Consider the following 26,405-nt stretch of genomic DNA (forward strand, 5'->3'; position numbering starts at 1 on the left):
GCCTAGCGAACCGTTACCAAGAGGCAGCTGAGCAGCAGCGTGGAGGCTGCCGCTGCGGCCGCCGTCTTAGCTCCCCCACCGAGCTGAGTCACCAGTCGGGCGCTGCGCATCACCGAGCGAACGATCCGGCCGAAGGCTCGGAATAGCATGGAACACAGGAAGAAGCCCAGGCTGATGCCTGCCGGTAGTAACGCCACCGAGCTAAACCGTCCGGTGACATCGCGCAAGTCAAGCAGTAACACGGTACATTTCGCACAGGACATCAGGTGTCTCTCGACGCTCTGCTGGGCGGATCGAGTCAAGGTCTTATTAACATAGCGCCCCAGCCGTCCTGCGTATCTGCTGCAATGCTGAGGAACGTTTTTACTGACGTGCTGTTGGAAGTAATTGCTACGCAGGCTATCCCGGGCCCTACCCGCCATGGCGGAGACGGCACCATCGGAAATTCCAAGCAGCTTGGCAGCCTCACTGGTCCGCTTACCCTCCACATCGAGGTACCAAAGTACGGCTCGCCAGCGGGGCGGAAGCGCCATAAAGGCCTTGGCGACGGCTGCGGATTCAAAGGCTTCCAGAATCAGATCGGGGTCGCTGAACTCCCCCTCGGGAAAACGCTCCTCGTCGGTTGCTTGGACCTTTGCGGAGGCTCGGTTGCACTCATGCGCAATCCTGCGGACCGCGGTCAGCAGATAACTCCTGAAGGAGCTATCTGGTCCCTTCCCGGCTTCCAATTTGGAGAACAAATAGGTGAAGGCCTCGGCGACAACGTCTTCGGCATCGGCATCCAGATCAAGGCTCCTACGGGCAATAGCCAGGGCGATCCCACGATGTCTCCGGTAAAGCACTTCGAAGGCGATCTTGTCCCCTTCGCGGACATAACCGGCGAGCTGTGCGTCGCCCGCTAAATATTTCTCCCCCGGTACCACGACATCTGCAACGGATGGCATTCGCCCTCCCCCCTACTTACTCGCTGTAAAGGACGGGCGCCGCAACCCAATAGCCTCGAATTTCCCCTTCCGAAGCGCCCCTCAACAGTCCCCAATACTGCGTTGCTACCTAGTATGAGGCTTGGCGAGGCGCTTGGCTAGACAACAGTTGTTGTCCTGCGAACGCAATGAGAATAAGCGTGCTTGAGTCAATGCAAAACTCAGGCGCCTTCGGCTTTTCCCTGCCGCCAATAGCCCATAAATGCCACCTGGCGACGGTCCATTCCCACCTCACGCACCAGGTAGCGCCGCAGTTCGCGAATCACCGCAGCTTCCCCGGCAATCCAGGCGTAAAGCTGCCCACTTGGCTCAAAGCCAAAATCGTCGGGGGTCTCCCACAGGATCTCCTCATCGACATTCACCTCCTCCAGTTCAACCGGCGGCACGGCAGAACCAGGCGCGACGGCGGCCCGCACCGCAGCGTCAAGCAGCTCACCGTGTATCCGACCACGGCAGGAATCGGCACTAGCCCGCGCCACCCATTGGATCTTCACTCCGGAAGGAGCGGCTAAATCCTGAAAATCTGCCGCTTCCGGCACCTCCAAAATCACCTCGCCCTGCATATCCGGCTCCAGGCTCTCCAGAATGGCAGCGATAGCTGGGACCGCGGTTTCATCGCCCACCAAAAGTAAGCGGCGCGAGAGTCCCGGTTTGAACTCAATCCCTAGGCAGGGACCAGCCTGCGAATTCGGCCCAATCAATACCACCCGCTCCCCCACCTCGACCCGCTCGGCCCAGCTCCCCGCCGGACCGGCTACGCCGTCCTCGGCGGCCGGGTGCAGTACAAAGTCCACATCGATCTCGCCTTGCTCGGTTCGTGCGCTGCGCACCGTATAAGTCCGCATGAAGCCACGACTTTCCGGGTCCATTCGAAGCCAGCTCTGATACCAGCTCGAATCCGGCAGCTCCATCAGAGCGGCGAAATCCGGCAGGGGATGCCCGGCCGAAGGGATCATCACTTTGATTCGTAGGTCAAGGGTTCGGCCTTGCTCATCGGCCCCGAAATGTCGCAATTGATCGGCGGTGAAAGTGACCCTTTTGAAGTGCGGGCTCAAGGATTGCACCTTGGTTACCTCCACCTCGAAAGCAAGAAGAGCTTTGACCTCCGGACCGACGAGAGTTGTTTCGGCACTCATGCATCTGCTCCTTCCAGGCGTTGCGCTTTATCGAGAATGGCTGGGCTATCCGGCGTTGAACCCAGAGTTTTGGAGTGCTGGCGGCCCTGTGGAATCACCATTGGCGCTCCCGTCACGGGGTCCGGCAGAATGACCGATTCGAGGCCAAAGACCTCCCGCACCAGTTGGGCATCTAGGATCTCGGCGGGGGTGCCCTGAGCCACGATGCGGCCCTCTTTCATGGCTATCAGGTGGTCCCCGTAACGGGCAGCCAGGTTGAGTTCGTGCAGCACAATGGCCACCGTGGTGCCTCGGCTGCGGTTCAGTTCGGTGACCAGGTCCAACACTTCCACTTGGTGCGCCATATCGAGGTAGGTGGTGGGTTCATCGAGCAGCAGCAAGGGAGTCTGCTGTGCTAGGGCCATCGCGATCCACACTCGCTGCCGCTGACCGCCGGAAAGCTCGTCCAGTTCTCGCTCGGCCAGCTCGAGCGTTTCGGTGAGCCGGAGCGCATCCGCCACCGCTTCGTCGTCTTGCTGGCTCCATTTTCGGAACCAACCCTGATGCGGATATCTGCCACGGCCCACTAGTTCGGCAACGGTGATGCCATCCGGGGCGGTGGGTGACTGCGGCAGCAGCCCCAATTGTTGAGCTAATCGCTTCGCGGGCAACTGATGAATGTCCTGACCATCCAGCAACACCGATCCCCTACTGGGCTTGAGTAAGCGGGAAAGGCCGCGCAGCAGGGTGGACTTCCCGCAGGCATTTGCCCCCACGATCATGGTTACCTGGCCAGCCGGCAGCGATACCGTGAGGTCTTGAACCACGGTCCGTTCGGCGTAGCCCAGGGACACGTTTTCCGCACCCAGGCTCGGCATCGCCTCAACGCTCTTCCGACTCGCATCAGTCGCCCTTTTGATCATCACTAAGCACCGTTTCCTTGACGATTGCTGCTGATTAGCAGCCAGAGTAAAAATGGCGCGCCCATTGCGCCGGTGACCACGCCGACCGGCAGGGCAATCCCGCCGGGAATGAGATAAGCAGCAATATAGTCCGCGGCCAGCACAATCGAGGCTCCGACCAAAGCTGAGGCCAGCAGCGAGACCCTGCCACCAAGTAGTCTGCGGGCGATTGGCCCGGAGAGGAACGCCACAAAGGCTACCGGCCCAGCCGCCGCCGTGGCGAGGGCGGCCAGGGTCACGCCCACTACGATCAGCCAGATCCGGGTGCGTCCAACGCGAATGCCCAGACCGGAAGCAGCGTCCTCGCCCAATTGCAGGGCACTCAGGCGGGAGGCGAGTAGCAGCACGAAGGGCAACAGCACGGCAAAGCCCAGCGCCAGGGCCCCCACCCGCTCCCAATTGGCTGAGTTGAGGGAACCCATCAACCAGACCATGGCGTCCTGAGCCCGGTTGACCTCGGCCCTTTGCATCACAAAGGTGACAAAGGCGTTCATCATGGCGGCCACCCCCAGGCCGATCAAGATCAGCCGACCACCGGAATTCTTCCCTGCCAGCAGCACCACCAGCAGTGCAATCAGAACCGCACCAACAATCGCGATTAGGGACACAGTCACACCACCGGCGGCAAAGAACACGATGGCGGCCACGGCACTCGCGCTGGCACCGGAGGAGATACCAATAATGTCCGGACTGGCTAGCGGGTTGCGTAGTAAGGTCTGAAAAATGCTGCCCGAGACTCCGAAGGCAGCACCAACCAGCAGCGCGAGTAGCGCGCGTGGGAACTTATTCTCCATCACGATGAAGCTTGCGCCCGGGATGGTCTTGCCGAAGAGCATGGCGAAAAAGTCCGGAATCGTCACGGTGAAACTGCCGAGCAGGATATCGACGGCAAGCAAGCCGATCGTCAAGATCCCCAGGGCAGCGCAGATCAGCCCGGCTCTGCGTTTGCCCTTCCTGCGCTGGGACCGGAGCAGCTCAACGGCACGGATGGCCACGCCACCCATCACATCGCTGCTCATAGCGTCACCGCTCGACGGTTGCGGACCAGGTAGATGAACACCGGGGCACCGATCAGCACCGAGATGATCCCGGCCGGAACTTCGCCCGGTAGCAGCACCACCCGGCCCACAACGTCGGCCGCCAGGAGCACAATCGGCGCGGTCAGCACCGAGTAGGGCAGCAACCACCTGTAGTCGGTACCGATCAGCGCGCGCAACAGATGCGGCACGATCAAGCCGATGAACCCAATCGGGCCGACCAGCGCCGTTGCCGAGCCGCAGAGCAAAACCACGCCGAAGCCGGCCAGCGCCCGCCCGAGCGCCGGGTTCTGGCCCAGGCCACGTGCCAAATCGTCGCCGAGCGCTAGACCGTTGAGTACCCGACCGGTGCCCAACAGGATCACCATGCCAAGCACCATAAAGGGCAGCACCGAGAGCACCTGGTCCCAGTCTCGGCCCGCAAGCGAACCAACCTGCCAGTTCCGGAAGGAAGTCAGGGCGTCCTGGTTGGTGATCAACAGGGCGTTCAGTAGTGACGTCAGCCCGGCGGTCAGCGCGGCCCCCGCGAGAGCCAGCTTGACCGGCGTCGCGCCTTCCCTGCCCAGGCTGGCCACCGCGTAAACCACGACGGCGGCCAGTGCGGCGCCCAGAAAAGCGAACCAAATGTAGCCACTCACCGTACTGGCACCAAAGAAGACCACCGCGACAATAACCGCCAGGGCGGCACCGGCATTCACTCCTAGCAAGCCAGGATCGGCCAGCGGATTACGGGCCACGCCCTGCATTCCGGTGCCTGCCAGGCCAAGGCAAGCACCGGCTAGCAAGGCTGCTACGGTACGCGGGATCCGAGAGTGCACCACGTCCCAGTCGCCACCGTCGCTCTGGGTCAGATGGCTCAGCGCCTCCCAGACGGTGGATAAGGGGAGCAGCCTGGCACCAATCGCCACCGAGGCGAGCACCACCAGCAGCAACACAGCAGCGAGCACCAGCAGTACGACGGCTCTGCGCGCTAACGGCCGCCATGCCGGAGCGGAGTTAGCGACTTCGGCTGGCTCGGCGGGGGCTGCACGGCCGGCAATCGTCTCTGTCATGGCTGGGATCTGCTCGTTACTCTCGGTTCAGGTCTTAGTTGCTGCTGGCGTCAACCGCGGCAGCTAGCTGCGGAACGAACCTGTCCAGGCCCCAGACCAGGCTCAGGGGAGAGGCTGCGGAAATGGAGAGATTGAGCGTCTTATCCGGGTCCGCCACCAGGGCACCCTTCTTGATTGCGGGCACCTGTCCAAGCAGCGGATCCTTAATGATCGCGTCCTTAGAACCGGCATCGGGCACCCAACTGACGAAAATATCGGAGCTCAGCTCATTCGCCTTTTCCAGCGACCAGGGCAGGTAGAAGGCGGTGGAACCCTTGCTCGCCGTCTCCACTACCGGCGCGAGCTTCATACCCAGGCTGCTGAGGAATTTGGGTCGGTTATCCAGCGGGGTGTAGATATTCACACCATCTGCTTTACCCGGCTCAAGATTGCCGGAGATGAAGGTCTTCCCGGCGAGCTGCGGGTATTTCGCGGCTTCGTCCTTAATGCTCTGATCGGTGGAGGCTATTAGCTCCTTCGCCTGGCTGCTCTTGCCGAGGGCTTGACCAATCAGCGTGGTGGAATCCTGCCAGGAGGTGCCATAGGGCTCACCCTGGTAAGCGACCACGGGGGCAATCTTGGAAAGCTTGTCGTAGTCTTCTTTACTCAACCCGGAGTAGGCGGCCAAAATGACATCCGGGGTGGTCTTGGCAACCTCGGTGAAGTTGATCCCATCCGCCTCGGAGTAGAGCGCGGGAGCCTTCGCGGTGCCGAGCGAAGCGCCAAGCTTGCTGAGTGCGTCACTCTTCCACGGGGTCAGGCCCTTATCGTCGCCACCCCACTCAACCTTTGGCATCCCCACCGGAACCACGCCCAGTGCCAGGGCAACGTCGTCATTGACCCAAGAGACGGTAGCAACTCGCTGCGGCTGGGTTTTGATCGTGGTCTCGCCGAAGACGCTTTTGAGCGTGACCGGGAATTGATCACTCGCGGCGCTCGCGCTGGTGCTTTGATCTCCCGAGGCGACCGAGCCGGTAGAACAGGAGCTGAGCAGAAGGGCGACGGCGGCGACGGCGATCATGCCACCGAGCCGGAGGGGGCGAGAGAGTTTCACGAGGATCCTTTATTAGGTAATGCAAACCTAAGTAAGGCTATCGCAACAGCTTCGGATTAGGAAACAAAAATGTGACCTATTTGCCAGATTTTCACCCCGTTGTGTGAAAAGTTACTTTTCCTTGAAGTCCACGGCATCCTGCTGGAAAATCCACTGATCCGGATTCAATCGGCGCAACAGCTTGCGGGTGATGCGATCCAGCTGCTGCACCTCCTCGGGCTCAAGCTGATCAAAAACCAGGGATCGAACGTTCTCCACGTGTTCGGGAGCGAGCCGAACCACCAGCGCCACCCCCTCATCGGTGATCCTCGCCGTCGTCACCCTACCGTCCTCGAAGTGCGCGTCACGCCTCACCAAACCCCGGCGCTCAAGCTTCTGCACCACATGGGACAACCTGGAAAGTGAGGCATTAGTACGGGAGGCCAGTTCACTCATCGGCAAAGTGCGCTCGCGCTGTTCGCTCAGCATGGCCAGCACGTTGTAGTCGAACATGGTCAACTGAGCGGCGCGCTGAAGGGGCACATCGAATTCATGCGGCAGGGTGGCGAAAGTAAAAATCAAGGCCAGCCACGCCCGGCGCTCCTGATCGGATAGCCATCGCGGTTCGCTCATCCCACCAGCCTACGCCGTAACCGCCCCGCCATTGAGGTGACTAAGACAACAGAACAGATTAGTTGCCAAAAGCAAGTGAATGATGATTCACTAGTTGGTGAACGCTCGTTCACCAATCCCATAGTTTGAGGAATATCTGTGCCCGCGCACTCAGTGAAAAGCCGTCCAACCCGGCGTCCCACCTGGCTCATCGTCACCATTCTCTGCCTGGCCGGAACCGTGGTTTCGCTGCAACAAACCCTGATGGTTCCGCTGCTACCGGACTTCCCGAAGATCCTGAACACCACCCCGGATGACGTCTCCTGGCTAGTCACCGCCACTTTGCTGACCTCCGCGGTGGCCACCCCCATTGTTTCCAAAATGGCCGATATGTATGGCAAACGACGGATGATGATCGTTGCCATGGTGACCATGGTGATCGGCTCGGTGATCTGCGCGGTCGGGGAATCCTTTGGATGGCTAGTGGTTGGACGGGCTTTCCAAGGTCTCGCCGCTTCGCTGATCCCGGTGGGCATCTCTATCCTGCGCGACGAACTGCCCAAAGAAAGGGTGGCTTCCGCCGTTGCACTGATGAGCGCAACCCTCGGCATCGGAAGCGCCCTGGGTCTTCCGCTCTCCGGTTTGATCTACGAAAGCCTCGGCTGGGAGGCAATTTTCTGGCTCAGCACGGTGGTCGGCATCTTGCTGATTATCGGCGTGCTGGCGATCGTGCCGGAATCTGAACTGCGCACCCATGGCCGCTTTGACTACCTCGGAGCCGTGCTGCTTTCCGTCGCGCTCACCGCGCTGCTGCTGGCTATTTCCAAGGGCGGTCACTGGGGTTGGACCAGCGAACCGGTGATTCTGCTCTTCATCACCACCGCGGTGTTCCTGGGCATTTGGGTGCCTTACGAACTGCGAGTCAGCCAGCCGATGGTGGATCTGCGCACCTCGGCTCGGCGTCCGGTGCTGCTGACTAACCTCGCCTCTTTACTGGTTGGCTTTTCGATGTACGCCAATATGCTCGCCACCACTCAGCAACTCCAGCTGCCCGAGATCAGTGGCTTCGGTTTTGGTCTAGCCGTCACGGTAGCCGGCCTGTGCATGGTGCCCTCCGGCTTAGCCATGGTGGCCTTCGCCCCCATCTCCGCGGGATTGACCAAACGCTTCGGCGCCAAAACCACCCTGATCGTCGGCGCCGGAGTGCTCGCGCTGTCCTATGTGGCTCGGGTATTCCTCACCGGGGAAGTTTGGATGGTTATTCTCGGCGCCACCGCGGTCAGCGTGGGCACCGCAATCGCCTATGCCGCGATGCCTACCCTGATCATGCGTGCCGTACCGATCACCGAAACCGCCTCGGCCAATGGGCTCAATTCGCTGCTGAGAGCGGTTGGAACCTCGACCGCGAGCGCGGCCATCGCCGCGATCCTGACCGGCATCGTGGCTCAACACGGTGGCCTGACGCTACCCACCTTGAACGCCTTCACCACCGTATTCTGGCTAGCCTCCATCGCGGCGCTGGCTGCCATCGCGGTTGCCGTCTTCATCCCGGCGGCCAAGGCCGTCAGTACGGCAACGGGAGCCATCAAGGTGGTCACACCGGCCGGTGCCCAGACGGTCAAGGCGACGACGGCGGCACTACCCAAGGTTGCCTCCCAACCGGAGTTGCAATTGGCGGATAACGAAATCGTGGTTCGCGGTGTGATCGTTGGGCCCGCTGGCAAGGCCGTACGCAATGCCGTGGTGACGGTGCTCGATCTGGAAGGCGAACCGGCTGACTGGTCGCGTGCAGACAACGAAGGAAAATATACCCTGGTGCTGCCCCGCACCGGGAGCTATCTGGTGGTTTCCAGCGCTGAGGGCTGGGCGCCGTCCTCCGAGGTGGCGGACTTCTCCGTCGCCGATCAAGGACGCACCATCCAGCTCCGGGAACGACTAGCACTCAGCGGCACCGTGCGCTCCGATAGCCTCGAGATACCCGGGGCGCTGATCACCCTCACCAAACCCAGTGGTGAGTTCGTCGGCTCGGCTCGTACCGACGAACAGGGTAGTTATGAGATGCCGCTGCCGCAGACCGGTCGGTACATTCTCAGCGTGCTGGCTCCGGGCGCCTCAAAAGCGGCTGCCCGGCATATCCTATTGACCGCACAGTCCTCCGTGGTGAATTTCGATGATCTACCGCTTTCCGAGGCCTTGGTCCGGTGAGCGCACGCGAAGTCATCGTGAGCGCAGCGCGCGAACTCTTCGGCGAGCAGGGTTACACGGCGGTGACCATCAAGGAGATCGCGCACCGCTCCGGGTACTCCCCCGCTATGGTGATGAAAACGATGGGCAGCAAGGCGGAACTGTACGCGGCAGCGACTCCCGTGGTCCCTGCCGAGGAGCTTTCCGACACCGAGCCGCTGGGCTTCAACCTGGCCCGTCGCCTGGTGGAGCGCCGGGAAGCCGGTCAAACAGAACCCTGGGCGATGGCAGCCATCCGGGTCCACGACGCCCCGGATAAAGAAAAGGCTCGCGAGGAAATTCACGATAAGTACCTCAATTCGCTGCGGGATCGGCTGGGCAAGGAGGCGGGGAAAGCTGAGCTGGTAATGACCCTGCTGGTCGGCTTTGGTAGCGGGATGCGGACTCTCGGGCTGTTCGCCGAGGTCCCTGCGGAAGAACTCGTGCAACGCTACGGAACACTGCTACAGCAAGTCATCGATAACTAAGTCTCGTCCTACCCCGAGGTTTCAACATAGGCTGAGCATAGGCTGGTGATATCAGCAGCCGGATCCCGCGGAAAGGCATCATTCATGTCCACCGAGCTCGCCGTCACCGGCGCTACCGGCCATATCGGTGGCTTGGTCGCCACCCTACTCAGCGAAGCCGGTGCCAGCCAGCGGCTGCTGCTCCGCAATCCTCAAGGCGTCAATCAGCTCCCTGGGGCGAGTGTTCACCGCTTTAGTGGCTACACGGATGCCGAAGCAGCGCATAAGGCGCTGACCGGCGTCGAAACGCTCTTCATGGTCTCCGCAGCCGAGGCACCGGATCGGCTGGAGCAGCACTTCACCTTCATCAACGCGGCCGCAGAGGCGGGTGTGCAGCGGATTGTCTACACCTCGTTCCTTGGCGCCTCCCCGGAAGCAACTTTCACTTTGGCTCGGGATCACTGGGCTACCGAACAACATATTCTGGGCAAGGGCCTGGAGTACACCTTCCTGCGGGATAACTTCTACCTGGATGTTCTCTCGGTCTTCGCCGATCAGCAGGGGGTTATTCGGGGACCGGCGGGGGAAGGTAAGGTCGCCGGAGTGGCACGGGCCGACGTCGCACGGGTGGCCGCAAAGATCTTGCTACAGCCCGCCGAGCATCTGAATACCGTCTACGATCTCACCGGCCCGGAGGCTCTGAGCTTCGCTGAAATCTCCACGATTATTGGCGAAGCCACCGGACGGGAAACCAGCTTCCAGAACGAGACCGTGGAGGAGGCTTACGCCTCGCGGGCCGTTTTCAACGCGGAACGCTGGGAACTCGACGCTTGGGTGAGCACTTACACTGCTATTGCCACCGGGGAACTGGCGGAAGTGACCAACACGGTGCGGGAAATCACCGGCCAGGCTCCGACCTCGCTCCGGGACTTGCTCCGCACCGCGAGTTAGTTTCGGACCGCTTGCTGCTCAGCATTCGGCTCAGCGGAAGTTCGGCTCACCCAGCAGCGCGGAGAGCATTTGCTTCTTCTCCGGTAACAGCCGAATCAGTTGGCCTGCCGGTTCGTCGTAGTAGGCCAGTGTGGTTTCGGCAATCACGCATTTGGTACCGGCTACCGGATCAAAAATCGCATAAGCCACGGTGAAGCTAGCGCCCTTGACGGCACTGATCCAGACGTCCACTTTCGCGGGCACATTGCGGTAGTGCAGCGAAGCCAGGTACTTGATCCGATGCTCCACCACAAGTGCCTGGATGCCCTCCGGCAGGTCGGCGAAGATCGGTAGCTCAACCTCCACCCCCGGCAGCCCAGTCCCGGCGGGCGGGCCAAAGGCGTGAACGCGGGCCTCCTCCAGAATCCGAACGATCTCAACGTTATTGATATGTCCGTAGGCGTCCATATCGCCCCAACGCATGGGAATCTGAAGACTCAGGCTCATGCCTCCAGCCTACGACTCTCGAACGAGACGCCACGCAGCAGGCCACCTTGAACCGAACACATGTGACCCCGAGTAGGCATTCCCAGCGCAAGATTGCGGATTCTTCCCTTTTCCACGCTAAGTTCCTACTCGCCGGGCACAAAGAGTCGGCGCACCACGGTGCCTGCGGCGAGCGCGTCCAGGCTTTCGTTGATCTCGCTCAGCGGCTTGGTGTCGGTGTGCAGCAATTCGATCGGCAAGCGCCCCTCCCGCCACAGCGCCAGGTAGCGCGGCACATCACGCTCCGGAACCGAGTCCCCCAGATAGGAACCGAGCAGGCGCTTACCGGCACCTGCGAATTGTAGGGCTTTCACGGTCAGTTGCTGATCGGGGTGCGGCAAGCCGACCGAAACCAGGGCACCGCCCCGGGTGAGCAAACCCAGGCAACTCTCCATCACCCTGGCGCTACCCACCGCCTCCACGGCCAGGTCCACTCCATCTCCACAGTGCTCCGCCACCAGAGCCGCCGCCGAGGCGGGTTCCCCGGCATAGTTCGCTCCGCAGCGCAGCGCCAACTCCTGTTTGGATTCCAGCGGATCAATCGCGATCACCGTGGTGTCCGGCACCAGGGCCGCCGCCATCACGGCAGCCAAGCCCACCGCACCCATCCCGAAGACGATCACCGATTGGCCAGGCTGCAGGTCCCCGGTGTTGAAGACCGCGCCCATCCCGGTCAATGCAGCGCAGCCGAAAAGAGCCGCCACCTCAGCGGGAACATCGTCATCCACCGGAACCACGGACTCCCTCGCCACCACCGCGTACTCGGCAAAGGCTGAGACGCCCAGGTGGTGATTGACCCGTTCGCCCGCAGCGGTGCGCAGCAAGGCAGGGCCGTGCAGCAAATCCCCACTGCCGTTGGACTCCGCCCCGCGATGACACAGCGCCGGACGTCCGGCTAAGCAGGATCGGCAGGAGCCGCAAATCGGTACGAAGACGGTGACCACCCGCTGCCCCACGCTCAAATCCGTCACCCCGGGTCCAAGCGCCTCAACCACTCCTGCGGCCTCATGCCCCAAGGCCATTGGTAGCGGCCGCGGCCTGGAGCCGTTCACCACCGAGAGATCGGAGTGGCACAGGCTGGCCCGTTCAATGCGCAGCAACAACTCCCCGGCTCGTGGTTCCGGCACCGGAAGGTCCTCTAGAAGCAATGGACCGCTGACAGCATAGGGCGCCCGCGCCCCGGCTTCCCGTAGCAATGCAGCTCGCATATTCGTTCCTCCTTGAGGCAAGAACCGGATGTAATATTGTCTAAGTCAACCATTTTGGAACGGAGTATGTGCATGCGAATCGCTGCCATAGAGAACGGGGTGCGGCCACTCACGGCCTGCTTCGCGCTACGCTCCGCGTCGGCACGCGGCTGAGAGCCTTCCGGTAACGCTCCCCACTGTCGACGCCTCGAGCATTCTCGAGCGGACCGGTCTTTCGTTGTGCCCTGCGTGGGCGCGGCTTATGCATCCGCCGGTACCGCGTGAAAATTCCAACTAAGGATTCGACATGCAAGAACTAACGCCTGACCAGATTCGGCAGAGCTTCGTCAATGCCTCCCGCAGCGAGGTCAAAGCCGTCACCTTCCCCACCGATTTCGACGCCGTGGACTGGGAAAACCTCGATTACCTGGGCTGGCGCGATGCCAAAATGCCGCAGCGAAGCTATCTGATCTACCCCACCGAAAACGGACCGCTCGGGCTATTACTGCGTGCGCCCGATGGCGGTAGCGGCAAGCAACGCAAGGTGCTTTGCGATCTCTGCCGGGACGTGCGCTGCGAAACCGAGGTGTATCTCTATGTGGCTAAGCGGTCCGGTCCAGCCGGGCGCAATGGCAACACCGTGGGCACCTTGATCTGCGCGAATTTCCGGTGTTCCGGGAACGTCCGGTTCGTGCCACCGAGCAAGGCTCCGCACCTGGACGCTGAAGCGATCCGCAGCCGTCAGATCGGCGGCCTAAAGCAGCGCATTGAGCTCTTCTTCGCCCGTGTGAAGGGCTGATTGAAGGGCTGAACGGCTAAAGCACCCCGAGCAGTGCCTGGGTCGCCCGGCCCAGGAGTTCCGGCGTCGTACCGAAGTTGAAACGAGCGAAACCTCTGCCTGCCTCACCGCAGGCAACTCCGTCCACCAGGGCGAGTTTCGCCTCTCGCAAAAGGTACGACGCCGGGCTCTCACCCGGATTGCCTAGCTCCAGTCCGCGGAAGTCCAGCCAGGCCAAATAGGTCGCCTCCGGCGGAATCGCAATGAGCCCCGGGATGCTCCCCAGGGCAGTAAAGAGCTGGTCTCGGTTCTGCTCAAGTTGCTCCAGCAGGGCGTCCAACCAAGGCACTCCCTGACGGTAAGCAGCCTCCGAGGCTGCCACGCCCAGCGGGGATACCCCGTGCATCCGCACCTCCGGCAAGCCGTCCCAGACGGCACGGTCGCCCTCGCTGCCGAGGATTGCTTGGGCGCAGCACAGACCGGGTAGATTCCAGGCCTTCGAGGTGGACATCAGGGTGACTGCGTGGGCGGCCGCCATCTCATTCACCGAGGCATAGGGAAGGTGCCGGTCGTTGTAGACCAGCGGGGCATGGATTTCATCGGCCACCACGCGCCCGCCGTGCCGATCCACAATCCGAGCAATCGCAGCGAGCTCTTCCCGCTGAAAGGCCTTACCCACCGGATTGTGCGGATTGGTCAGAATCAAGGTACCGGCACCCGAGGCGAAGGCCGCATCCAAAGCCTCTAGGTCCAGTGACCAGCCGGTCTCCCCGCGAAGCATCGGAACTTCGATCCGTTCCCGCCCCAACTGCTCAATGAGTTCGAAGAACGGCATATAGGCGGGGACGGGCAGGATCACCGGGCTGCCGGGTGTGCTGAAGGCATCGATAGCCAATTCCACCCCGCGCAGCACCTCGGGCAACGTTCGAACGCCCTCCGGGTCAAAGGCCCAACCGTAACGTAGCGCGCAGAAGTCAGCGAGCGCCGTCGCCAATCCCGGTTGCCGTCCAGGCGGGTAACCGAACATTTCCCGATCCACCGCCCGGTGCAGCGCATCGGTAATCACCTCGGCGGTAGGGAAGTCCATTTCCGCCACCCACATTGGCAGCACCTCGGCCGAGTGAAAATTCCACTTGATGCCCTGCCTGGCGCGCAGCGTCTGCGGCGTGGGGCTGGAGAAATCCATCAGCGAATCCAGCCGAAGGGGGCCGCTTTCCGAGTGCTGGGCAGCGCAACGTCATTGCGCCAGCCGTGAATCCACTCGGGCAGCACCAGATCCGCAGGAGGCTGCCCGATCACTGCGAAAAGTTCCTCGTTACTCACCGGCTTTCCGCCGCCGACCAACCGCATCGCCATGAACGCACGAGCGTAGATCTCGCCGTCCACCACCATGCACTGCTCAAAGTACATCGCCCGCTCATCGAAGCCGAGCACTCGGGATTCCATCGTGTAGCGCTGCCACAGTTCGAGTGACTTACGGAAGGAAATGGTCTCCGCGCTCATCACCGGCGTCCATCCTTTGGCCCGGATCTTCTTCCACATTCCGGCACGAATCATCAGGTCAAAACGGCCTAGGTCCATCAGCGAGAAGTACATGCCGTTGTTAATGTGCCCGGCGATGTCGATATCGGTGGGCCACGCTCGCATCCGCACCGAGGAGTGACCCCACAGGCTCAGTGGTGCCCGGCGGGACGCAAAGAACAGGTGCAGTAGGGTGCGCAGAAACAGGTGCATAGGGCCATGCTACTGATCAGTAGGGAGATGTGCCCATTTCGGAGCGCGCCGGAAACACATAGGCTCGGAGGATGGCCAAAGATCATTCTGCCCAGGACAAGAACTCCGAAGAAGCCGCCGAAAAAGAGGCGGAGACCGAGGTGACCGACGACTTTGTCACCCGGGAGCACCAGCTGGGCGATTTGCGCTACCGTTCCACGGCCGGGCGGCTGGTCTTGCGCAAGGAGCAGAGCAAGGACGGTAAGAGCGAGGGTTTCAAGGCCAAGGCCGAGATCTTCGTGACCTCCTATGTGGTTGATTCGGAGCAGAATCGGCCGGTTGTCTTTGCCTTCAACGGCGGCCCTGGTTCAAGTTCGGTCTGGCTGCACATGGGCTTGCTCGGGCCCCGCATCGTTGACTCGGGTGATGTGGATAGCCTCACTCCGCCGCCTTACGGGCTGCTGGATAACGAGCGGACCATCCTCAAGCACGCCGATCTGGTGATGATCGACCCGGTTAGCACCGGGTACTCCCGCGTGGTCAAGGGCGGTAAGGACGATGAGTTCCACGCCTTCGTTGAGGACCGCGATCTAGTGGCCGAGGTGATCAGGCTCTGGACCACGCGCAATAACCGCTGGCTCTCCGCCAAATATCTGGTGGGTGAGTCCTATGGCACCCTGCGCGCGGTCGCCGTCGCGGCCAGGCTCTTCGATGCCTATGGAATGGCGGTAAACGGCCTGGGGTTGATCTCCACCGTGCTGAATATGTCCACCCTGGACTTCGCTCCGGGCTCGGACACCCCTTATGCCCTGCATGTGCCCACCTATGCCGCGATTGCGCACTTCCACGGCCGTCACCCCGGCCGGGAGCTGGCCGAGGTGGTTGCCGAGGCGGAGGAGTTTGCTGCTAAGGACTTCGGTTATGCGCTCAGCCAAGGCTCCCGGTTGAGCGAGGCGGAGTACGACGGCGTGGTGTCCAGGCTCGCGGCGATCACCACCTTGAGTGAGGGGTTCGTTAGGCGAAGCAACCTGCGCTGGGATTATTCGGAGTTCTCCGCCGAACTATTGCGCAATCAAGGGCTTACGGTGGGCCGGATCGACGGTCGATTCACCCAGAAGAACTTGCGCGGCCAGGCCTCGATCAACTGGGATGACCCCTCGCTCAATGCGATCAATGGCCCCTATGCGGCTGCGGTCAATCACTATATTCGCTCCGAGCTCGGCTACCAGAACGACCTGCCCTACGAAATTCTCACCGGCAGGGTGCAACCCTGGAGCTATCAAACCTTCGAGGGCAGGCCGATCGAGGTGGTTGGGGATCTAGAGCGGCTGCTGAATTACAACCCGGCGCTGCGGGTGCATGTGGATTACGGCTATCACGATGGAGCCACTCCACACTTTGCGGCTGAATACGTCTGGGCCCATCTGAATATCGCTCCGGAAGCTCACGAGCGCTTCAGTCATCACTATCACGAGGCCGGGCACATGATGTACCTCAATCCTCAGTGTCGGCAGGATCAGCTAGCAGCCCTCGCCGACTTTGTTAAGCCCTAGCCCTGCCTTCGTTCCCATCTTCCCCTTCCCTGCCGATCCCCACCCGTGTTCTCACCCACCTGTCCCAGTGAGTGTTACCGAGGTGACGGAAGTTCGCTCGAAACAACCACATTCGCCACACTATTAACAACCAGTGGGATAACTGGGTTAAAAGGAGGGGTCGGTCCGCTCAGGGAGTATCGCTTAGAAAACCCAGCCGGAATCGCTCAGCGCACGCTCTTGATCTTCACCACGAAAACCGCACCGAGTAAGCCAATGACTCCCGCCACGACATATAGCGTGAGATAGCCGCCCAGGTAGGCAACAAAGGGGAAGGCGATCAGCGGGGCCAGGACTTGGGGCAGTGAGTTGGCAACGTTGATCACGCCCAGGTCCTTGCCTCTGCTTACTGCGGCTGGCAACACCTGGGTGAGCAGGGCCAGGTCCACGGCAAGATAGGCGCCATAACCGATGCCGAGAATCGCGGCACCGGTAATCGCCCCGGTCCAGCTGGGCGCGAAGGCCAGCACCAGCGAAGCGATTGCAATAATCACCGAAGAGGCAATCACAAAAGGCTTCCGCCGCCCCACCTTATCCGTCCAGATCCCACCAATGGCGGCGGTGACAATGGTCAGCACGGCATAGATCCCGGTCAGCACCAGCACTCCGAAGGCCGGATTCTCGTAGTGCACCTCGTCGCTCAGGAAGAACAAGAGATAGAGGGTGCAGATGTGGTTACCCAGTTGCACCAGGAATCTGGTCAGCCAGGCCCAGCCAAAATCTGGATACTTACGTGGGCTAATCCAAAATCCGCCGAAAAATCCGCCCCAGGAAAAGGGCACCTGCTCAGCCTTGGTCAACTGGGTATCCTCGCGGCGAAGGATGTAGCTTCCAATGCCAAGCAGCAGCGCCACCGCGCAAATCAGGTAGCCGAGAGCGAAGTTTTTCCCGGCAACAGCGCCGATCCCGGCACCCACCAGGATGCCCAGCACGGTGCCCATCGACACCACTCCGCCCACCACACCGCGCTGCGGAACCGGCACCCGATCAGGAATGGCGGCGGTAATCGCGGCAAGCGCACCATTGCAGCCCAGCTGAACCAGACACCAGAGTAGGGTCATTATTGCCACGCTCGGCGCCACCGTCAGGCCCAGCAAGGCAATGCTGCCAAGCACCGCACCAATGAAAACCCAGGGAATCCGCCTGCCTAGCCGAGAGGTGGTGCGGTCGGAGAAAGCACCGAAAAGTGGATTGGCCACAAGAGAGACCGCGGCACCGCAGCCCGTGACCAAGGCTAGAATGGCCTCCTTCCCCGCCTCGTCGAAGGCGGCAGCCTGAGTGCCCAGGAGCACCTGGATGGGTCCGAAGAAGGCCGCATTAATACCCAGGTTGACCAGCACGACGGCGGCAGTCCAGCCCCGGCGTGGCGGCACCGTCGGTTCGGCAAGAGCGCTGGGCGGGACGGTGAGATCATCCGCGCTGGCGGGATACTGGGTCATCAGCCTCTTCCTATAACTATGCGAGCTAAGGTGCTGTTGTTACTTCTAGCTGCTTCATTGCTGCTTCATTGCTGCTTCATTGCTGTACGCGTCTTCGCCATCAGGGCTTCCTTCGAGGTTTCCCTCTGAAATGGAGTTTACCGGTAACGTTGGTTCAGCCTACCCTTGGGAATCTAGGCAGTGAAAGGAAGCCAAAGTGCGCCGAGTCGCCACCACCGCGCGAAGCCTCTGGATGGCGTCGCTATTGCTTGTCGCCCTCATGCTGAGCGCTTGCACTGGCGGATCGGGGATTTCCGGCGACACCCCCACAGCCCCCTCCTATGACTCCAGTCCCTCGTCGAGCACCCGGGATCGGCAGGGTACGGATAATTCACCGGCCACTCCGCAGACAGATTTCAAGCTCCCTGCATCCTCCGGGACGGTCAGCCCGAATGCAGATGGTTTATTGCAGAAGAAGCTCGGCGAGTTAGCCGGCGTGGTATCCAAGGACGACTCAACGGTGCGGCTGGTCAACTTTGTGGTCGCTTCGATCAAGGTGGACTATCACTGTGAGGTTCCGGGCGAAGTGAAACCCGCTAATGGTCATTTCATCGCGGTGGAGCTCTGGATTGAGACGACGGCAGCCCTCTCCAATTCGAAGGATCCTTACTTCGGTGTCAGCGCCAAGGACTTCGATCTCCAGGGACCCGATGGCAAGAAGGTCACGGCATCGCTAGACACCAGGTCCGCTCATGCCTGTTTGGACAATGGTTTGGGGCTGCCCGCCAAGATTGCGCCCTCGCAGAAGATCAAGGGCCTATTAGTGCTGGATTCACCGGTGACCTCGGGAGCTTTGATCCTTTCGCAGAAGAACACCGACGGGCCGGGCTGGATCTGGCAACTCCCCGCAAAATAATCTCTGCGCTGCTCATCGAGCACTATTTATTAGGCAGGGTTAAGAGGCGAGGATCACTCAAATTCTGGTGCTTAATTCGCACTCTGGGGATATACTTGTTTCACGAAAGCAACTAATTTTTGGGAATCTGAGATACTTCCCTGCTCAGACATCGGAGCAATCATGTCACACGCGACGACAAACGAGGCCAGCAAACTGGCCAAGAATAAACGAATACCCGAAGCGGGCCAGCCTTATACCCACCGGCAGATTATGACCGTTTTGATCGGTCTGCTGCTAGGTATGTTCCTGGCTGCCCTGGACCAGACCATTGTGTCCAGCTCGATCTACACGATTTCAAACGACCTGAACGGCCTCTCTCTGCAGGCCTGGGCCACCACCGCCTATCTCATCACCTCCACCGTGAGCACCCCGCTGTACGGCAAGCTTTCCGATATCTTCGGACGCCGCCCGCTGTACATCATTGCAATCACGATCTTCCTGGCGGGTTCCATCTACTCTGGCTTCGTTCAGTCCATGGGTGAGCTTGCGGTAGCTCGCGGCATCCAGGGTCTAGGCGCCGGCGGCTTGATGTCGCTCGGCCTGGCCATCATTGGCGATATCGTTCCGCTCAAGGATCGCGGTAAGTACCAGGGCTACTTCATGTCCGTCTTCGGTATTTCCTCTGTCCTGGGCCCGGTAGTCGGCGGCTTCTTCGCCGGATCTTCCCAGATCCTCTGGATCACCGGCTGGCGCTGGGTCTTCCTGGTTAACGTACCGATCGCGCTCGCCGCTTTGGTCGTGGTCTGGATGTTCCTCCACCTGCCCAAGAAGGGCGGAGTTCGTCAGAAGGTCGATTACTGGGGTGCCGCTAGCATCACCTTGGCACTCGTACCGCTGCTCATCGTGGCCGAACAGGGCCGCGACTGGGGTTGGAGCTCCGGGGGCGCACTGCTCTGCTACGGGCTCGGCGCGCTAGGCATCATTGCCTTCATTCTGTCCGAACGGATGGCTGGCGATTCCGCTCTGATTCCGCTCCGATTCTTCAAGATCCCGGCCTTCGGCATTTCGGCTCTGCTCAACTTCATCATCGGCATTGGCATGTTCGGTGCCATCGCGATGCTTCCGATGTACCTGCAGCTGGTCGCGGGATTGACCCCCACCCAGGCGGGTTTGCTGATGATCACCTTCACGGTGGGCATCCTGATCGGTTCCATCACGAGCGGGCAGGTCATCTCTAGAACCGGCACCTACCGGATCTTCCCGATCGTTGGAACGTTTATCCTCGGCGGATCGGCACTGACCATGGGTCTGTTGCTCGGCGTGGATACTTCTTTGGTGGTTCCCGGCGGGATTGCCGTGGCCTTCGGCCTGGGGCTGGGCTTCTGTATGCAGCCTTTGGTGCTGGCCATGCAGACCGCGGTACCTCCGAAGGACATGGGCGTGGCAACGTCCTCGGCCACCTTCTTCCGCTCGATGGGCGGAACCGTGGGCACCGCGGTCTTCATCTCGATGCTCTTCGCTACCGCGCAGGACAAGATCGCCACCCTGTTGGGCGATGCCATGAAGAACTCCAGCTACGCCTCGATGTTCAAGGATCCGGCAGTTTTGTCTGACCCGAACAACAAAGGCTTCCTGGACTTCCTCAAGAACGCTCAGAGCGGTGGCAGCAGCGATCTGAACGACACCTCGTGGCTGCACGATGCCAATAAGGCGCTGACCCAGCCCATCCGGGATGGCTTTGCGCAGTCGATTGACATCGTGATGCTCACCGCAGCCGGACTCGTTGCGGTAGCTTTCCTGATCACCTTCTTCCTGCCTAAGAAGAAGCTGACCGATCCGCGGGAAGCCGCAGCAGCTAAGGAAGAGGCCGCAGCAGCGCTCTAAAGCCCGTTCTGCGCTCTGACTTCTTCAATAATGCGCAACGCCGCCACCGCGTCGACTGGATCGACAGGTGGCGGCGTTCCGTCGTTAAGAGACTCGGCAAGCAGCCGATAGAAACTCGGAAAGTCACCCCGTTCGGTGGGAACCAAACGGTTATTCCCCTCGCGTCCCAGCCGTCCCCAGTTCGCCTCCGGGTCCACGCCATAGCCCGGCTGTCCCGGCAGTACGCCGGCCAGAATCTGCGCCTCTTGTAAGTCCCCGAGCTCCTTGAGGTAACCGGCTTCGCTACCCAGCACCCGTAGCCGCGGCGCGAACTGAGCCACCGAGACGTTCATCGATAGATGAGAACGGACTCCGCTGCTGTGCCGCAGCGCCAGGAAAACATCATCATCGCTAGGTTCCTGCCGCCGTCGGGCATCCAATTCGCCATACACCTGGTCCACCGGACCAAAAAGCAGCAAAGCTTGATCAATCAGATGGGTTCCAAGGTCAAAGAGGATGCCTACGCCGGGTTGCGCCTGGGTCTTCCAGTCCTTGCTAATGGTTGGTGCCCAGCGCTCCATTCTCGATTCGAAGCGGTAGACCTCGCCGAGGGTATTCTGCTCCAGCAGGCGTTGCAGGGTCAGGAACTCACCGTCCCAGCGCCGGTTTTGATAGACCGTGAGTAGCTTCCCGGCCCGCCGGGCGTACTCGATCAGCTCCAGGCCCTCCGCACTACTCGGGGCAAAAGGCTTATCGACGACGACGGAGAGGCCTCGGTCGATAGCCTCACGAGCGAGCGGGGCATGGCTGAGCGGTGGGGTACCAAGTACCACGAGGTCCAGCTCGCCGAAAGGCAATTGTTGGAAGGAATCCAGCACAGCAGTTCCGGGATATGCCGCGAGCGCCTTCGCTCTCCTACCCGGGTCCGCGGTCACGATGGCGCTGAGCTGATAAGCCGGGTCTGCCGCGATCGCCGGGGCGTGAAAAACGCTTCCAGCCAGCCCTAAGCCGATCACTGCGGTACGGATTGGCTTGTCTGAGCCTATTTCAGTCATAGCCAGAGACTATTCGTTTTTCGATGATCTCGCTGAAATCTTCCGCTCACCCGTCTTACCGCCCGTCTAGAGCCGCGGTCTCCGGCCCCACCGCTCGGCCTTCAGCGCACTGTGCAGTTCCAAACGCACCAAGCCGTGTAGCGGATCGGCCCCCAGCAGCGACCTAATCCTGGCCAGCCGGTTATAAACGGAGCTTCGGTGCAGGTGTAGCTGGTCCGCCACCGATTGCACCGAACTTCCGCTGTCATAGAGCAACTCCAGCACCGGTAAAAGCTCCCGGTTACGGTCCTGCTCCAGCAAACGACGATAATACACCGAGTTCAATCGCCCACCGTTTGCCCCGTCTAGCAATTGGAAGATGCCTACCGTCCGCGCATCCACTAATTCGCCCAACATCGGGTCCACCGCAGCCGCCTGCGCTGCCACCCGCGATTGCCCGCTCGCCTCGGGAAGCCCGGTAATGGCGGCAAAGGGCTCACTGATGCCCAGTAACACTCGTCCCGCTGGCCTGCCCAAGCGCTTACCGAGTTCCAATTGATACTGCACCAAAACGGCCGCATGGTTGGCTCGGCCTATCGAATCTCGGAACAGCATCACGGCGTGCGTACTGGTGCCCGCGCTGAAAAGCGCGGCGTCCATTCCGATGGTGGCCTGCAGTGCCGCAGAACGATGCGTCAGGGTGGCGGCGATCGGATCATCCGCCGGGCCAGCCGGCTCCTCAGAAACCTCCAGCGCGGTGACCAGTTGCCAGGGGCCGCGGTTAGCCACCTCCTTCCAACCGGCTACCGCACTGAGCGCAGCAGCTTCACCACGGCAGGCGGCCAGAAATTCTTGCTCACGACGGCGGCGGTGCTCGGTTTCCGCTGTATTGGAGTCCAGCAGTAGAGCGGCCAGCACATCGAGCTGATCACGGACCGAGGGCAACTGGGCGAGGATCGCCGTCGCCGACTCATCATCTTCCTCTTGCTGCACCCAGAGGTACCCGACCCGATAACCGCGGACTAACAGCGGCACGCACACCCTGCCGAGCATGCCGAGCTGGGCATTGGCCGGGATCACCACGGGACGAATCGCAACCGCCACCCCGTGCGATAACTGCCAGGCGATGACATCGGTGGGTACTCGCTTGCTGAGCAGAAAATCGACCCGGACCTTGTCCGCATGCGGCTGATTGGAACTGTAGGCGAGGAGTAGCCCATCCACGTCTTCAAGAGATAAACCGCGTCCCAGCCTAAGGGCCACATCTTCAACCAGACCCTCGACGTCTACCGACTGCATATTTCAAGGATATCCAGCCATCACAACATCAGGCGACACTTGACGCTATGTTCTTCGACAAATGTAGAGCAAAGATCAATAAAATCCCTGAGAATCCAGGGATCACCGGAAAGGCCACAAATCCTCATACTGTCTGCTGGCTCACAGCAGATCTATTCTGGATGCAGTATTCCAGCCAGCAAAAAACGGAGTTTAGCCATGATTATCGGCGTCCCCAAGGAAATCAAGAACAACGAATTTCGCGTTGCCATCACTGCCTCTGGTGTGCACGAATTCACCAGCCACGGCCACACCGTGCTGATCGAAAAGGGCGCCGGACTTGGCTCCTCGATCACCGATGAGGAATACACCACCGCTGGCGCCGAGCTGATCGACTCCGCGGACGACGTTTGGGCCCGGGCCGATATGGTGATGAAGGTTAAAGAACCCATCGCGGCTGAATACCACCGCTTCCGTCAGGGCCTGGTGCTTTTCACCTACCTGCACCTGGCCGCAGAGCCCGAACTGACCGCCGAACTGGTCAAGTCCGGTGTCACGGCAATCGCCTATGAGACGGTACAGGAGGGACGCGCGCTGCCCCTGCTGGCACCGATGTCCGAGGTCGCTGGCCGTTTATCCGTTCAGGTCGGGGCACAATCTCTGATGGCTCCGGCCGGAGGTAAAGGCGTTCTGCTAGGCGGTGTACCCGGAGTGCGGCCAGCCAAGGTTGTGGTCCTCGGAGCGGGTGTTGCTGGAACGAATGCCGCCGCCATGGCACTCGGCCTGGGCGCCGATGTGAGCATCCTGGACATCAACATCAACCGACTGCGCGAACTTGACGCGATCTATCAGGGTCGTTTGAAAACCATTGCCTCCAACACCCTGGAAATCGAGAAGTCCTTGCTTGATGCCGATCTGGTCATCGGCTCGGTGCTGATCCCCGGAGCCAAGGCTCCCAAGTTGGTGACCAACGCCCTGGTTTCACGAATGAAACCCGGCTCGGTCCTGGTTGATATCGCGGTCGATCAGGGCGGCTGCTTCGAAGACAGCCACCCGACCACGCACGAGAACCCCACGTTCACGGTGCACAACTCACTGTTCTACTGCGTGGCAAATATGCCCGGCGCCGTGCCCAACACCTCAACCTATGCGCTGACCAATGTCACCCTGCGCTACGCCGTAGCACTGGCCAACCTTGGCGCGAAAGCTGCTCTGGAGAGCAATACGGCGCTTGCCGCTGGGCTCAACATCGCCGCCGGCAAGGTGACCAATCACTCCGTCGCGGTCGCACACGGCCTGGAGCTGACCGAGGACTGGCGGAGCCTGCTCTAAAGCTCTTGGGCCAGCGGATTTCGGACGAATTCCCGCTGGTTTCCGGCTGATCGACGAGATTGTCGGAGCGATAGGCAAGAATGAAGGCAGCGGCATCGGATTCCGATAACCGCTGCCTTTCTCTTGCCCACCCTGCCCACCTTTACGCAGCCCTTGATCGGAGCCCCCGTGACCCAAACACGTTTCCACGACCTACACCAGGGCGAATCTGCTTTGCTATTGCCCAATGCCTGGGACGCCGGGAGCGCCCGATTGGCCGAGAGTCTCGGTGCCCAAGCCATTGCCACCACGAGCGCCGGCGTGGCTTGGTCCAGAGGGTATCCAGACGGCGACGCCCTGGCCGTCGAACAACTGCTCGCTACGGTCGGAGAGATATTCCGGGTCATCCAGGTGCCGCTGAGCGTGGACCTGGAAGGTGGCTACTCGGATGATCCGGAGGAAGTCGCCGAGCTCGTTGCTCAAGTGACCTCATTGGGTGCGGTGGGCATCAATCTGGAAGACGGCGGTCAGGAGCCAGAACTGCTTGCCGCGAAGATCCGAGCCATCCGGCAGCGGCTAGCGGATTCCGATACGGAGCTCTTCATCAATGCCCGCACCGATGTTTATTTGCGCGGCTTGGCGGAAGGTGAAGCCGCCGTACAAGAGGTGATCCGCCGAGCCGAGCTCTACCAATCTGCGGGTAGCAGCGGTCTATTTGTGCCAGCCTTGGCCGAACCCACGGCGATCACCGCGATTGCGACCGCAGCCCAGCCCAATCCACTCAATCTGATGTTGGTACCCGGGCTGCCGTCTACGGATGCGCTCTACCAGTTGGGTGTACGGAGACTCAGCGCAGGCTCGGCCATTGCCCAGGCGGCATTGGCAACCGCCGCACGGCTCACCGAAGCCTTTTTGAACGGATCCCAAGCGGAGCTGACCGAGGCTCCCGCGATGGAATATGGCGAAGTAAATCAGCTGTTCGCCGGGCACTCAGCGGACTAGGGAGCTTCGGGTAGTAACCGTTCCAGTAAGTATCCCCATAGCGCGCCCTGGCGCTCGGGGCTGATCCCGGCCACTCGCCGATGGTAACTCAGTAGCCCCGGCTCAAGCGCCGCCAAAAGAACATAAGCCAGCAGTTCGACGTCGGCGGGCTGGGTGCTGGGGGCAGCTGGGCTCTGGGCGGTGGCAGCTTCTGCTTCGGCGGCTCGGAGCAGAATCATCACATGCATTCGGTGCAATTGCGCAGCCGGGGCGCTGAAGCGACGATCGCTCGACTCCCTTGCGGCCTGTACCAGCTCACCGTTCACCTCGAAACGGTCGATCACTGCTTTCCCAAAAGCCAGCAGTCGCTGCTTGGCCGATGCGCCCGGTCCTAGCGGTGGCGGACCAAAAATCAGCTGCCGCTGGAAGTCTTCTTCAGTGTGGTCCAAAAGCGACTCAAGCAACCCTGATCGGCTGCCAAAATGGCGGAAGATCGTACCTTTGCCGACCTTGGCTCGTTCGGCCAAACCATCCATGGTGAGGCATCCGACCCCCCGCTCCTGGATCATCTGAGCGGCTATGTTGAGCAGTTTCTCCCGATTGCGGGTGGCATCGCCCCTGCCGCTGGAGATCCGCGGCGGGTTCGAGCTCACTGGCAAAGAAAGATTTCGCAACAAACCTCCACTCGGGAATATAAAACGGACTATGGTCCGTTTTATCAACGAACTGTTCGCCCAACGGACGGTCAATGAACCTACAAAACCGAGAAAGTCCAGGTATTAATGATGACTGAGAACACCGTACTCGCTCTAGTCGGTAGTCTACGCAATGGCTCCACCAATAAGCAGCTTGCTGAAGCCGCCGCCCAGCTTGCCCCGACCGGCACCACCATCGTGATCCACGAAGGGCTCGCGGATATTCCGTTCTACAACGAGGATGTAGACCTTCCCGACGCTGCCCCCGTCGAGGCCCAGCGCTTGCGCGAAGCCGCAGAGAACGCCGATGCCGTTCTATTCTTCACCCCCGAATACAACGGGACTATTCCGGCCGTGCTCAAGAATGCCATCGACTGGCTGTCCCGCCCCTTCGGTGACGGGGCCATCAAGGGCAAACCCACCGCCGTCGTCGGTACTGCTTACGGCCAGTACGGCGGCGTATGGGCGCATGACGACGCCCGTAAGTCCCTTAAGATTGCTGGAGCTAATGTGGTTGAGGAGGCCAAGCTCTCAGTGCCTGGTTCGCTCGTACGCTTCGCCGAGGTACACCCGAAGGACGATGCCGAGGTTTCCGGCCAGCTCTCCGAAATTCTGCAGACTTTGCTGGGCGCCGTGAACGATAAGGTCGCCGCCTAGC

The 26,405-nt window shown here is 61.0% G+C and carries 25 protein-coding genes; 10 read left to right on the forward strand and 15 right to left on the reverse strand.

What is annotated here, in order from left to right; all coding sequences use genetic code 11:
• Positions 1-2: 2 nt before the first annotated feature.
• From FHU41_RS09750 to FHU41_RS09780, 7 genes are all read right to left on the reverse strand, one after another.
• Positions 3-944: a sigma-70 family RNA polymerase sigma factor gene (locus FHU41_RS09750; RefSeq protein ID WP_179389484.1), complete on the reverse strand. Its 942-nt coding sequence runs from the start codon at positions 942-944 to the stop codon at positions 3-5.
• A gap of 200 nt (positions 945-1,144) precedes the next feature.
• Entirely contained in the window at positions 1,145-2,119 is a 975-nt protein-coding gene (locus FHU41_RS09755; RefSeq protein WP_179389485.1) for a siderophore-interacting protein, read from the reverse strand.
• Positions 2,116-2,976 carry an ABC transporter ATP-binding protein gene (locus tag FHU41_RS09760; protein ID WP_179390396.1) on the reverse strand — a complete coding sequence of 287 codons (861 nt, stop codon included), beginning with the start codon at positions 2,974-2,976 and terminating at the stop codon, positions 2,116-2,118. Before FHU41_RS09760 ends, FHU41_RS09755 begins: the two co-directional genes overlap by 4 nt.
• Before the next feature lie 47 nt (positions 2,977-3,023).
• Complete coding sequence (locus tag FHU41_RS09765) at positions 3,024-4,079, reverse strand: FecCD family ABC transporter permease (protein ID WP_179389486.1); 1,056 nt, start codon at positions 4,077-4,079, stop codon at positions 3,024-3,026.
• Positions 4,076-5,149 carry a FecCD family ABC transporter permease gene (locus tag FHU41_RS09770; protein ID WP_179389487.1) on the reverse strand — a complete coding sequence of 358 codons (1,074 nt, stop codon included), beginning with the start codon at positions 5,147-5,149 and terminating at the stop codon, positions 4,076-4,078. The genes FHU41_RS09765 and FHU41_RS09770 overlap by 4 nt, the downstream gene beginning before the upstream one ends.
• 34 nt (positions 5,150-5,183) lie before the next feature.
• Positions 5,184-6,209 carry an iron-siderophore ABC transporter substrate-binding protein gene (locus tag FHU41_RS09775; RefSeq protein ID WP_179390397.1) on the reverse strand — a complete coding sequence of 342 codons (1,026 nt, stop codon included), beginning with the start codon at positions 6,207-6,209 and terminating at the stop codon, positions 5,184-5,186.
• A 144-nt stretch (positions 6,210-6,353) separates the two neighbouring features.
• Complete coding sequence (locus FHU41_RS09780; RefSeq protein ID WP_179389488.1) at positions 6,354-6,854, reverse strand: MarR family winged helix-turn-helix transcriptional regulator; 501 nt, start codon at positions 6,852-6,854, stop codon at positions 6,354-6,356.
• 138 nt (positions 6,855-6,992) lie between these two features.
• Between FHU41_RS09780 and FHU41_RS09785 the strand changes: the two genes are divergently transcribed.
• From FHU41_RS09785 to FHU41_RS09795, 3 genes are all read left to right on the forward strand, one after another.
• Positions 6,993-9,038 carry an MFS transporter gene (locus FHU41_RS09785; protein ID WP_179389489.1) on the forward strand — a complete coding sequence of 682 codons (2,046 nt, stop codon included), beginning with the start codon at positions 6,993-6,995 and terminating at the stop codon, positions 9,036-9,038.
• Positions 9,035-9,544, forward strand: coding sequence for a TetR/AcrR family transcriptional regulator (locus tag FHU41_RS09790; RefSeq protein WP_179389490.1), 510 nt, complete (start codon positions 9,035-9,037; stop codon positions 9,542-9,544). The genes FHU41_RS09785 and FHU41_RS09790 overlap by 4 nt, the downstream gene beginning before the upstream one ends.
• A gap of 84 nt (positions 9,545-9,628) precedes the next feature.
• Entirely contained in the window at positions 9,629-10,474 is an 846-nt protein-coding gene (locus tag FHU41_RS09795; protein ID WP_179389491.1) for an SDR family oxidoreductase, read from the forward strand.
• A 30-nt stretch (positions 10,475-10,504) separates the two neighbouring features.
• Here the strand turns inward: FHU41_RS09795 and FHU41_RS09800 are convergent, their stop codons facing one another.
• On the reverse strand, positions 10,505-10,960 hold the full coding sequence (locus FHU41_RS09800) for an acyl-CoA thioesterase (RefSeq protein ID WP_179389492.1): 456 nt from the start codon (positions 10,958-10,960) through the stop codon (positions 10,505-10,507).
• A gap of 125 nt (positions 10,961-11,085) precedes the next feature.
• On the reverse strand, positions 11,086-12,207 hold the full coding sequence (locus tag FHU41_RS09805) for an alcohol dehydrogenase catalytic domain-containing protein (protein ID WP_179389493.1): 1,122 nt from the start codon (positions 12,205-12,207) through the stop codon (positions 11,086-11,088).
• A 286-nt stretch (positions 12,208-12,493) separates the two neighbouring features.
• On the opposite strand from FHU41_RS09805, the gene FHU41_RS09810 reads away from it, so the two are divergent.
• Positions 12,494-12,985 carry an FBP domain-containing protein gene (locus tag FHU41_RS09810; protein WP_179389494.1) on the forward strand — a complete coding sequence of 164 codons (492 nt, stop codon included), beginning with the start codon at positions 12,494-12,496 and terminating at the stop codon, positions 12,983-12,985.
• A 16-nt stretch (positions 12,986-13,001) separates the two neighbouring features.
• Here the strand turns inward: FHU41_RS09810 and FHU41_RS09815 are convergent, their stop codons facing one another.
• Positions 13,002-14,150 carry a MalY/PatB family protein gene (locus tag FHU41_RS09815; RefSeq protein ID WP_179389495.1) on the reverse strand — a complete coding sequence of 383 codons (1,149 nt, stop codon included), beginning with the start codon at positions 14,148-14,150 and terminating at the stop codon, positions 13,002-13,004.
• Positions 14,150-14,698 (reverse strand): acyl-CoA thioesterase, encoded by a 549-nt coding sequence (locus tag FHU41_RS09820; RefSeq protein ID WP_179389496.1) that lies wholly within the window; start codon positions 14,696-14,698, stop codon positions 14,150-14,152. The genes FHU41_RS09815 and FHU41_RS09820 overlap by 1 nt, the downstream gene beginning before the upstream one ends.
• A 71-nt stretch (positions 14,699-14,769) precedes the next feature.
• Here FHU41_RS09820 and FHU41_RS09825 point away from each other — a divergent pair, with 71 nt between their 5' ends.
• Complete coding sequence (locus FHU41_RS09825; RefSeq protein ID WP_179389497.1) at positions 14,770-16,230, forward strand: S10 family peptidase; 1,461 nt, start codon at positions 14,770-14,772, stop codon at positions 16,228-16,230.
• 206 nt (positions 16,231-16,436) lie between these two features.
• Here the strand turns inward: FHU41_RS09825 and FHU41_RS09830 are convergent, their stop codons facing one another.
• A complete protein-coding gene (locus FHU41_RS09830; protein WP_179389498.1) occupies positions 16,437-17,708 on the reverse strand; it encodes an MFS transporter in 1,272 nt (423 codons plus the stop codon).
• 196 nt (positions 17,709-17,904) lie between these two features.
• Here FHU41_RS09830 and FHU41_RS09835 point away from each other — a divergent pair, with 196 nt between their 5' ends.
• Both FHU41_RS09835 and FHU41_RS09840 read left to right on the forward strand, forming a co-directional pair.
• Positions 17,905-18,603, forward strand: a complete 699-nt coding sequence (locus FHU41_RS09835) for a hypothetical protein (protein ID WP_179389499.1) — start codon at positions 17,905-17,907, stop codon at positions 18,601-18,603.
• Between the two features lie 162 nt (positions 18,604-18,765).
• Positions 18,766-20,469 carry an MDR family MFS transporter gene (locus FHU41_RS09840; RefSeq protein ID WP_179389500.1) on the forward strand — a complete coding sequence of 568 codons (1,704 nt, stop codon included), beginning with the start codon at positions 18,766-18,768 and terminating at the stop codon, positions 20,467-20,469.
• Here the strand turns inward: FHU41_RS09840 and FHU41_RS09845 are convergent.
• Both FHU41_RS09845 and FHU41_RS09850 read right to left on the reverse strand, forming a co-directional pair.
• Positions 20,466-21,503: a Gfo/Idh/MocA family protein gene (locus FHU41_RS09845; protein WP_179389501.1), complete on the reverse strand. Its 1,038-nt coding sequence runs from the start codon at positions 21,501-21,503 to the stop codon at positions 20,466-20,468. The genes FHU41_RS09840 and FHU41_RS09845 overlap by 4 nt on opposite strands.
• Positions 21,504-21,569: 66 nt before the next feature.
• Positions 21,570-22,781, reverse strand: coding sequence for a PucR family transcriptional regulator (locus FHU41_RS09850; protein WP_179389502.1), 1,212 nt, complete (start codon positions 22,779-22,781; stop codon positions 21,570-21,572).
• Positions 22,782-22,979: 198 nt separating this feature from the next.
• Here FHU41_RS09850 and ald point away from each other — a divergent pair, with 198 nt between their 5' ends.
• Both ald and FHU41_RS09860 read left to right on the forward strand, forming a co-directional pair.
• Positions 22,980-24,092 (forward strand): alanine dehydrogenase, encoded by a 1,113-nt coding sequence (gene ald / locus FHU41_RS09855; RefSeq protein ID WP_179389503.1) that lies wholly within the window; start codon positions 22,980-22,982, stop codon positions 24,090-24,092.
• A gap of 168 nt (positions 24,093-24,260) precedes the next feature.
• A complete protein-coding gene (locus FHU41_RS09860) occupies positions 24,261-25,073 on the forward strand; it encodes an isocitrate lyase/phosphoenolpyruvate mutase family protein (RefSeq protein WP_179389504.1) in 813 nt (270 codons plus the stop codon).
• Here the strand turns inward: FHU41_RS09860 and FHU41_RS09865 are convergent.
• A complete protein-coding gene (locus tag FHU41_RS09865; RefSeq protein ID WP_179389505.1) occupies positions 25,070-25,705 on the reverse strand; it encodes a TetR family transcriptional regulator in 636 nt (211 codons plus the stop codon). The two genes, FHU41_RS09860 and FHU41_RS09865, sit on opposite strands and share 4 nt — an antisense overlap.
• Positions 25,706-25,837: 132 nt before the next feature.
• On the opposite strand from FHU41_RS09865, the gene FHU41_RS09870 reads away from it, so the two are divergent.
• The gene (locus tag FHU41_RS09870; protein WP_179389506.1) at positions 25,838-26,404 is read left to right on the forward strand and encodes an NADPH-dependent FMN reductase; all 567 of its coding nucleotides are present in this window, start codon (positions 25,838-25,840) and stop codon (positions 26,402-26,404) included.
• The last annotated feature ends 1 nt before the right edge of the window (position 26,405 follow it).

This window comes from Psychromicrobium silvestre, assembly GCF_013408295.1.
GTDB lineage: Bacteria > Actinomycetota > Actinomycetes > Actinomycetales > Micrococcaceae > Renibacterium > Renibacterium silvestre.

Coding starts and splice junctions, on each gene's coding strand:
- FHU41_RS09750 (WP_179389484.1), bottom strand. CDS start 944: ATGCCATCCGTTGCAGATGTCGTGGTACCGGGGGAGAAATATTTAGCG.
- FHU41_RS09755 (WP_179389485.1), bottom strand. CDS start 2,119: ATGAGTGCCGAAACAACTCTCGTCGGTCCGGAGGTCAAAGCTCTTCTT.
- FHU41_RS09760 (WP_179390396.1), bottom strand. CDS start 2,976: ATGCCGAGCCTGGGTGCGGAAAACGTGTCCCTGGGCTACGCCGAACGG.
- FHU41_RS09765 (WP_179389486.1), bottom strand. CDS start 4,079: ATGAGCAGCGATGTGATGGGTGGCGTGGCCATCCGTGCCGTTGAGCTG.
- FHU41_RS09770 (WP_179389487.1), bottom strand. CDS start 5,149: ATGACAGAGACGATTGCCGGCCGTGCAGCCCCCGCCGAGCCAGCCGAA.
- FHU41_RS09775 (WP_179390397.1), bottom strand. CDS start 6,209: ATGATCGCCGTCGCCGCCGTCGCCCTTCTGCTCAGCTCCTGTTCTACC.
- FHU41_RS09780 (WP_179389488.1), bottom strand. CDS start 6,854: ATGAGCGAACCGCGATGGCTATCCGATCAGGAGCGCCGGGCGTGGCTG.
- FHU41_RS09795 (WP_179389491.1), top strand. CDS start 9,629: ATGTCCACCGAGCTCGCCGTCACCGGCGCTACCGGCCATATCGGTGGC.
- FHU41_RS09800 (WP_179389492.1), bottom strand. CDS start 10,960: ATGAGCCTGAGTCTTCAGATTCCCATGCGTTGGGGCGATATGGACGCC.
- FHU41_RS09805 (WP_179389493.1), bottom strand. CDS start 12,207: ATGCGAGCTGCATTGCTACGGGAAGCCGGGGCGCGGGCGCCCTATGCT.
- FHU41_RS09810 (WP_179389494.1), top strand. CDS start 12,494: ATGCAAGAACTAACGCCTGACCAGATTCGGCAGAGCTTCGTCAATGCC.
- FHU41_RS09815 (WP_179389495.1), bottom strand. CDS start 14,150: ATGGATTTCTCCAGCCCCACGCCGCAGACGCTGCGCGCCAGGCAGGGC.
- FHU41_RS09820 (WP_179389496.1), bottom strand. CDS start 14,698: ATGCACCTGTTTCTGCGCACCCTACTGCACCTGTTCTTTGCGTCCCGC.
- FHU41_RS09825 (WP_179389497.1), top strand. CDS start 14,770: ATGGCCAAAGATCATTCTGCCCAGGACAAGAACTCCGAAGAAGCCGCC.
- FHU41_RS09830 (WP_179389498.1), bottom strand. CDS start 17,708: ATGACCCAGTATCCCGCCAGCGCGGATGATCTCACCGTCCCGCCCAGC.
- FHU41_RS09840 (WP_179389500.1), top strand. CDS start 18,766: ATGTCACACGCGACGACAAACGAGGCCAGCAAACTGGCCAAGAATAAA.
- FHU41_RS09845 (WP_179389501.1), bottom strand. CDS start 21,503: ATGACTGAAATAGGCTCAGACAAGCCAATCCGTACCGCAGTGATCGGC.
- FHU41_RS09850 (WP_179389502.1), bottom strand. CDS start 22,781: ATGCAGTCGGTAGACGTCGAGGGTCTGGTTGAAGATGTGGCCCTTAGG.
- ald (WP_179389503.1), top strand. CDS start 22,980: ATGATTATCGGCGTCCCCAAGGAAATCAAGAACAACGAATTTCGCGTT.
- FHU41_RS09870 (WP_179389506.1), top strand. CDS start 25,838: ATGACTGAGAACACCGTACTCGCTCTAGTCGGTAGTCTACGCAATGGC.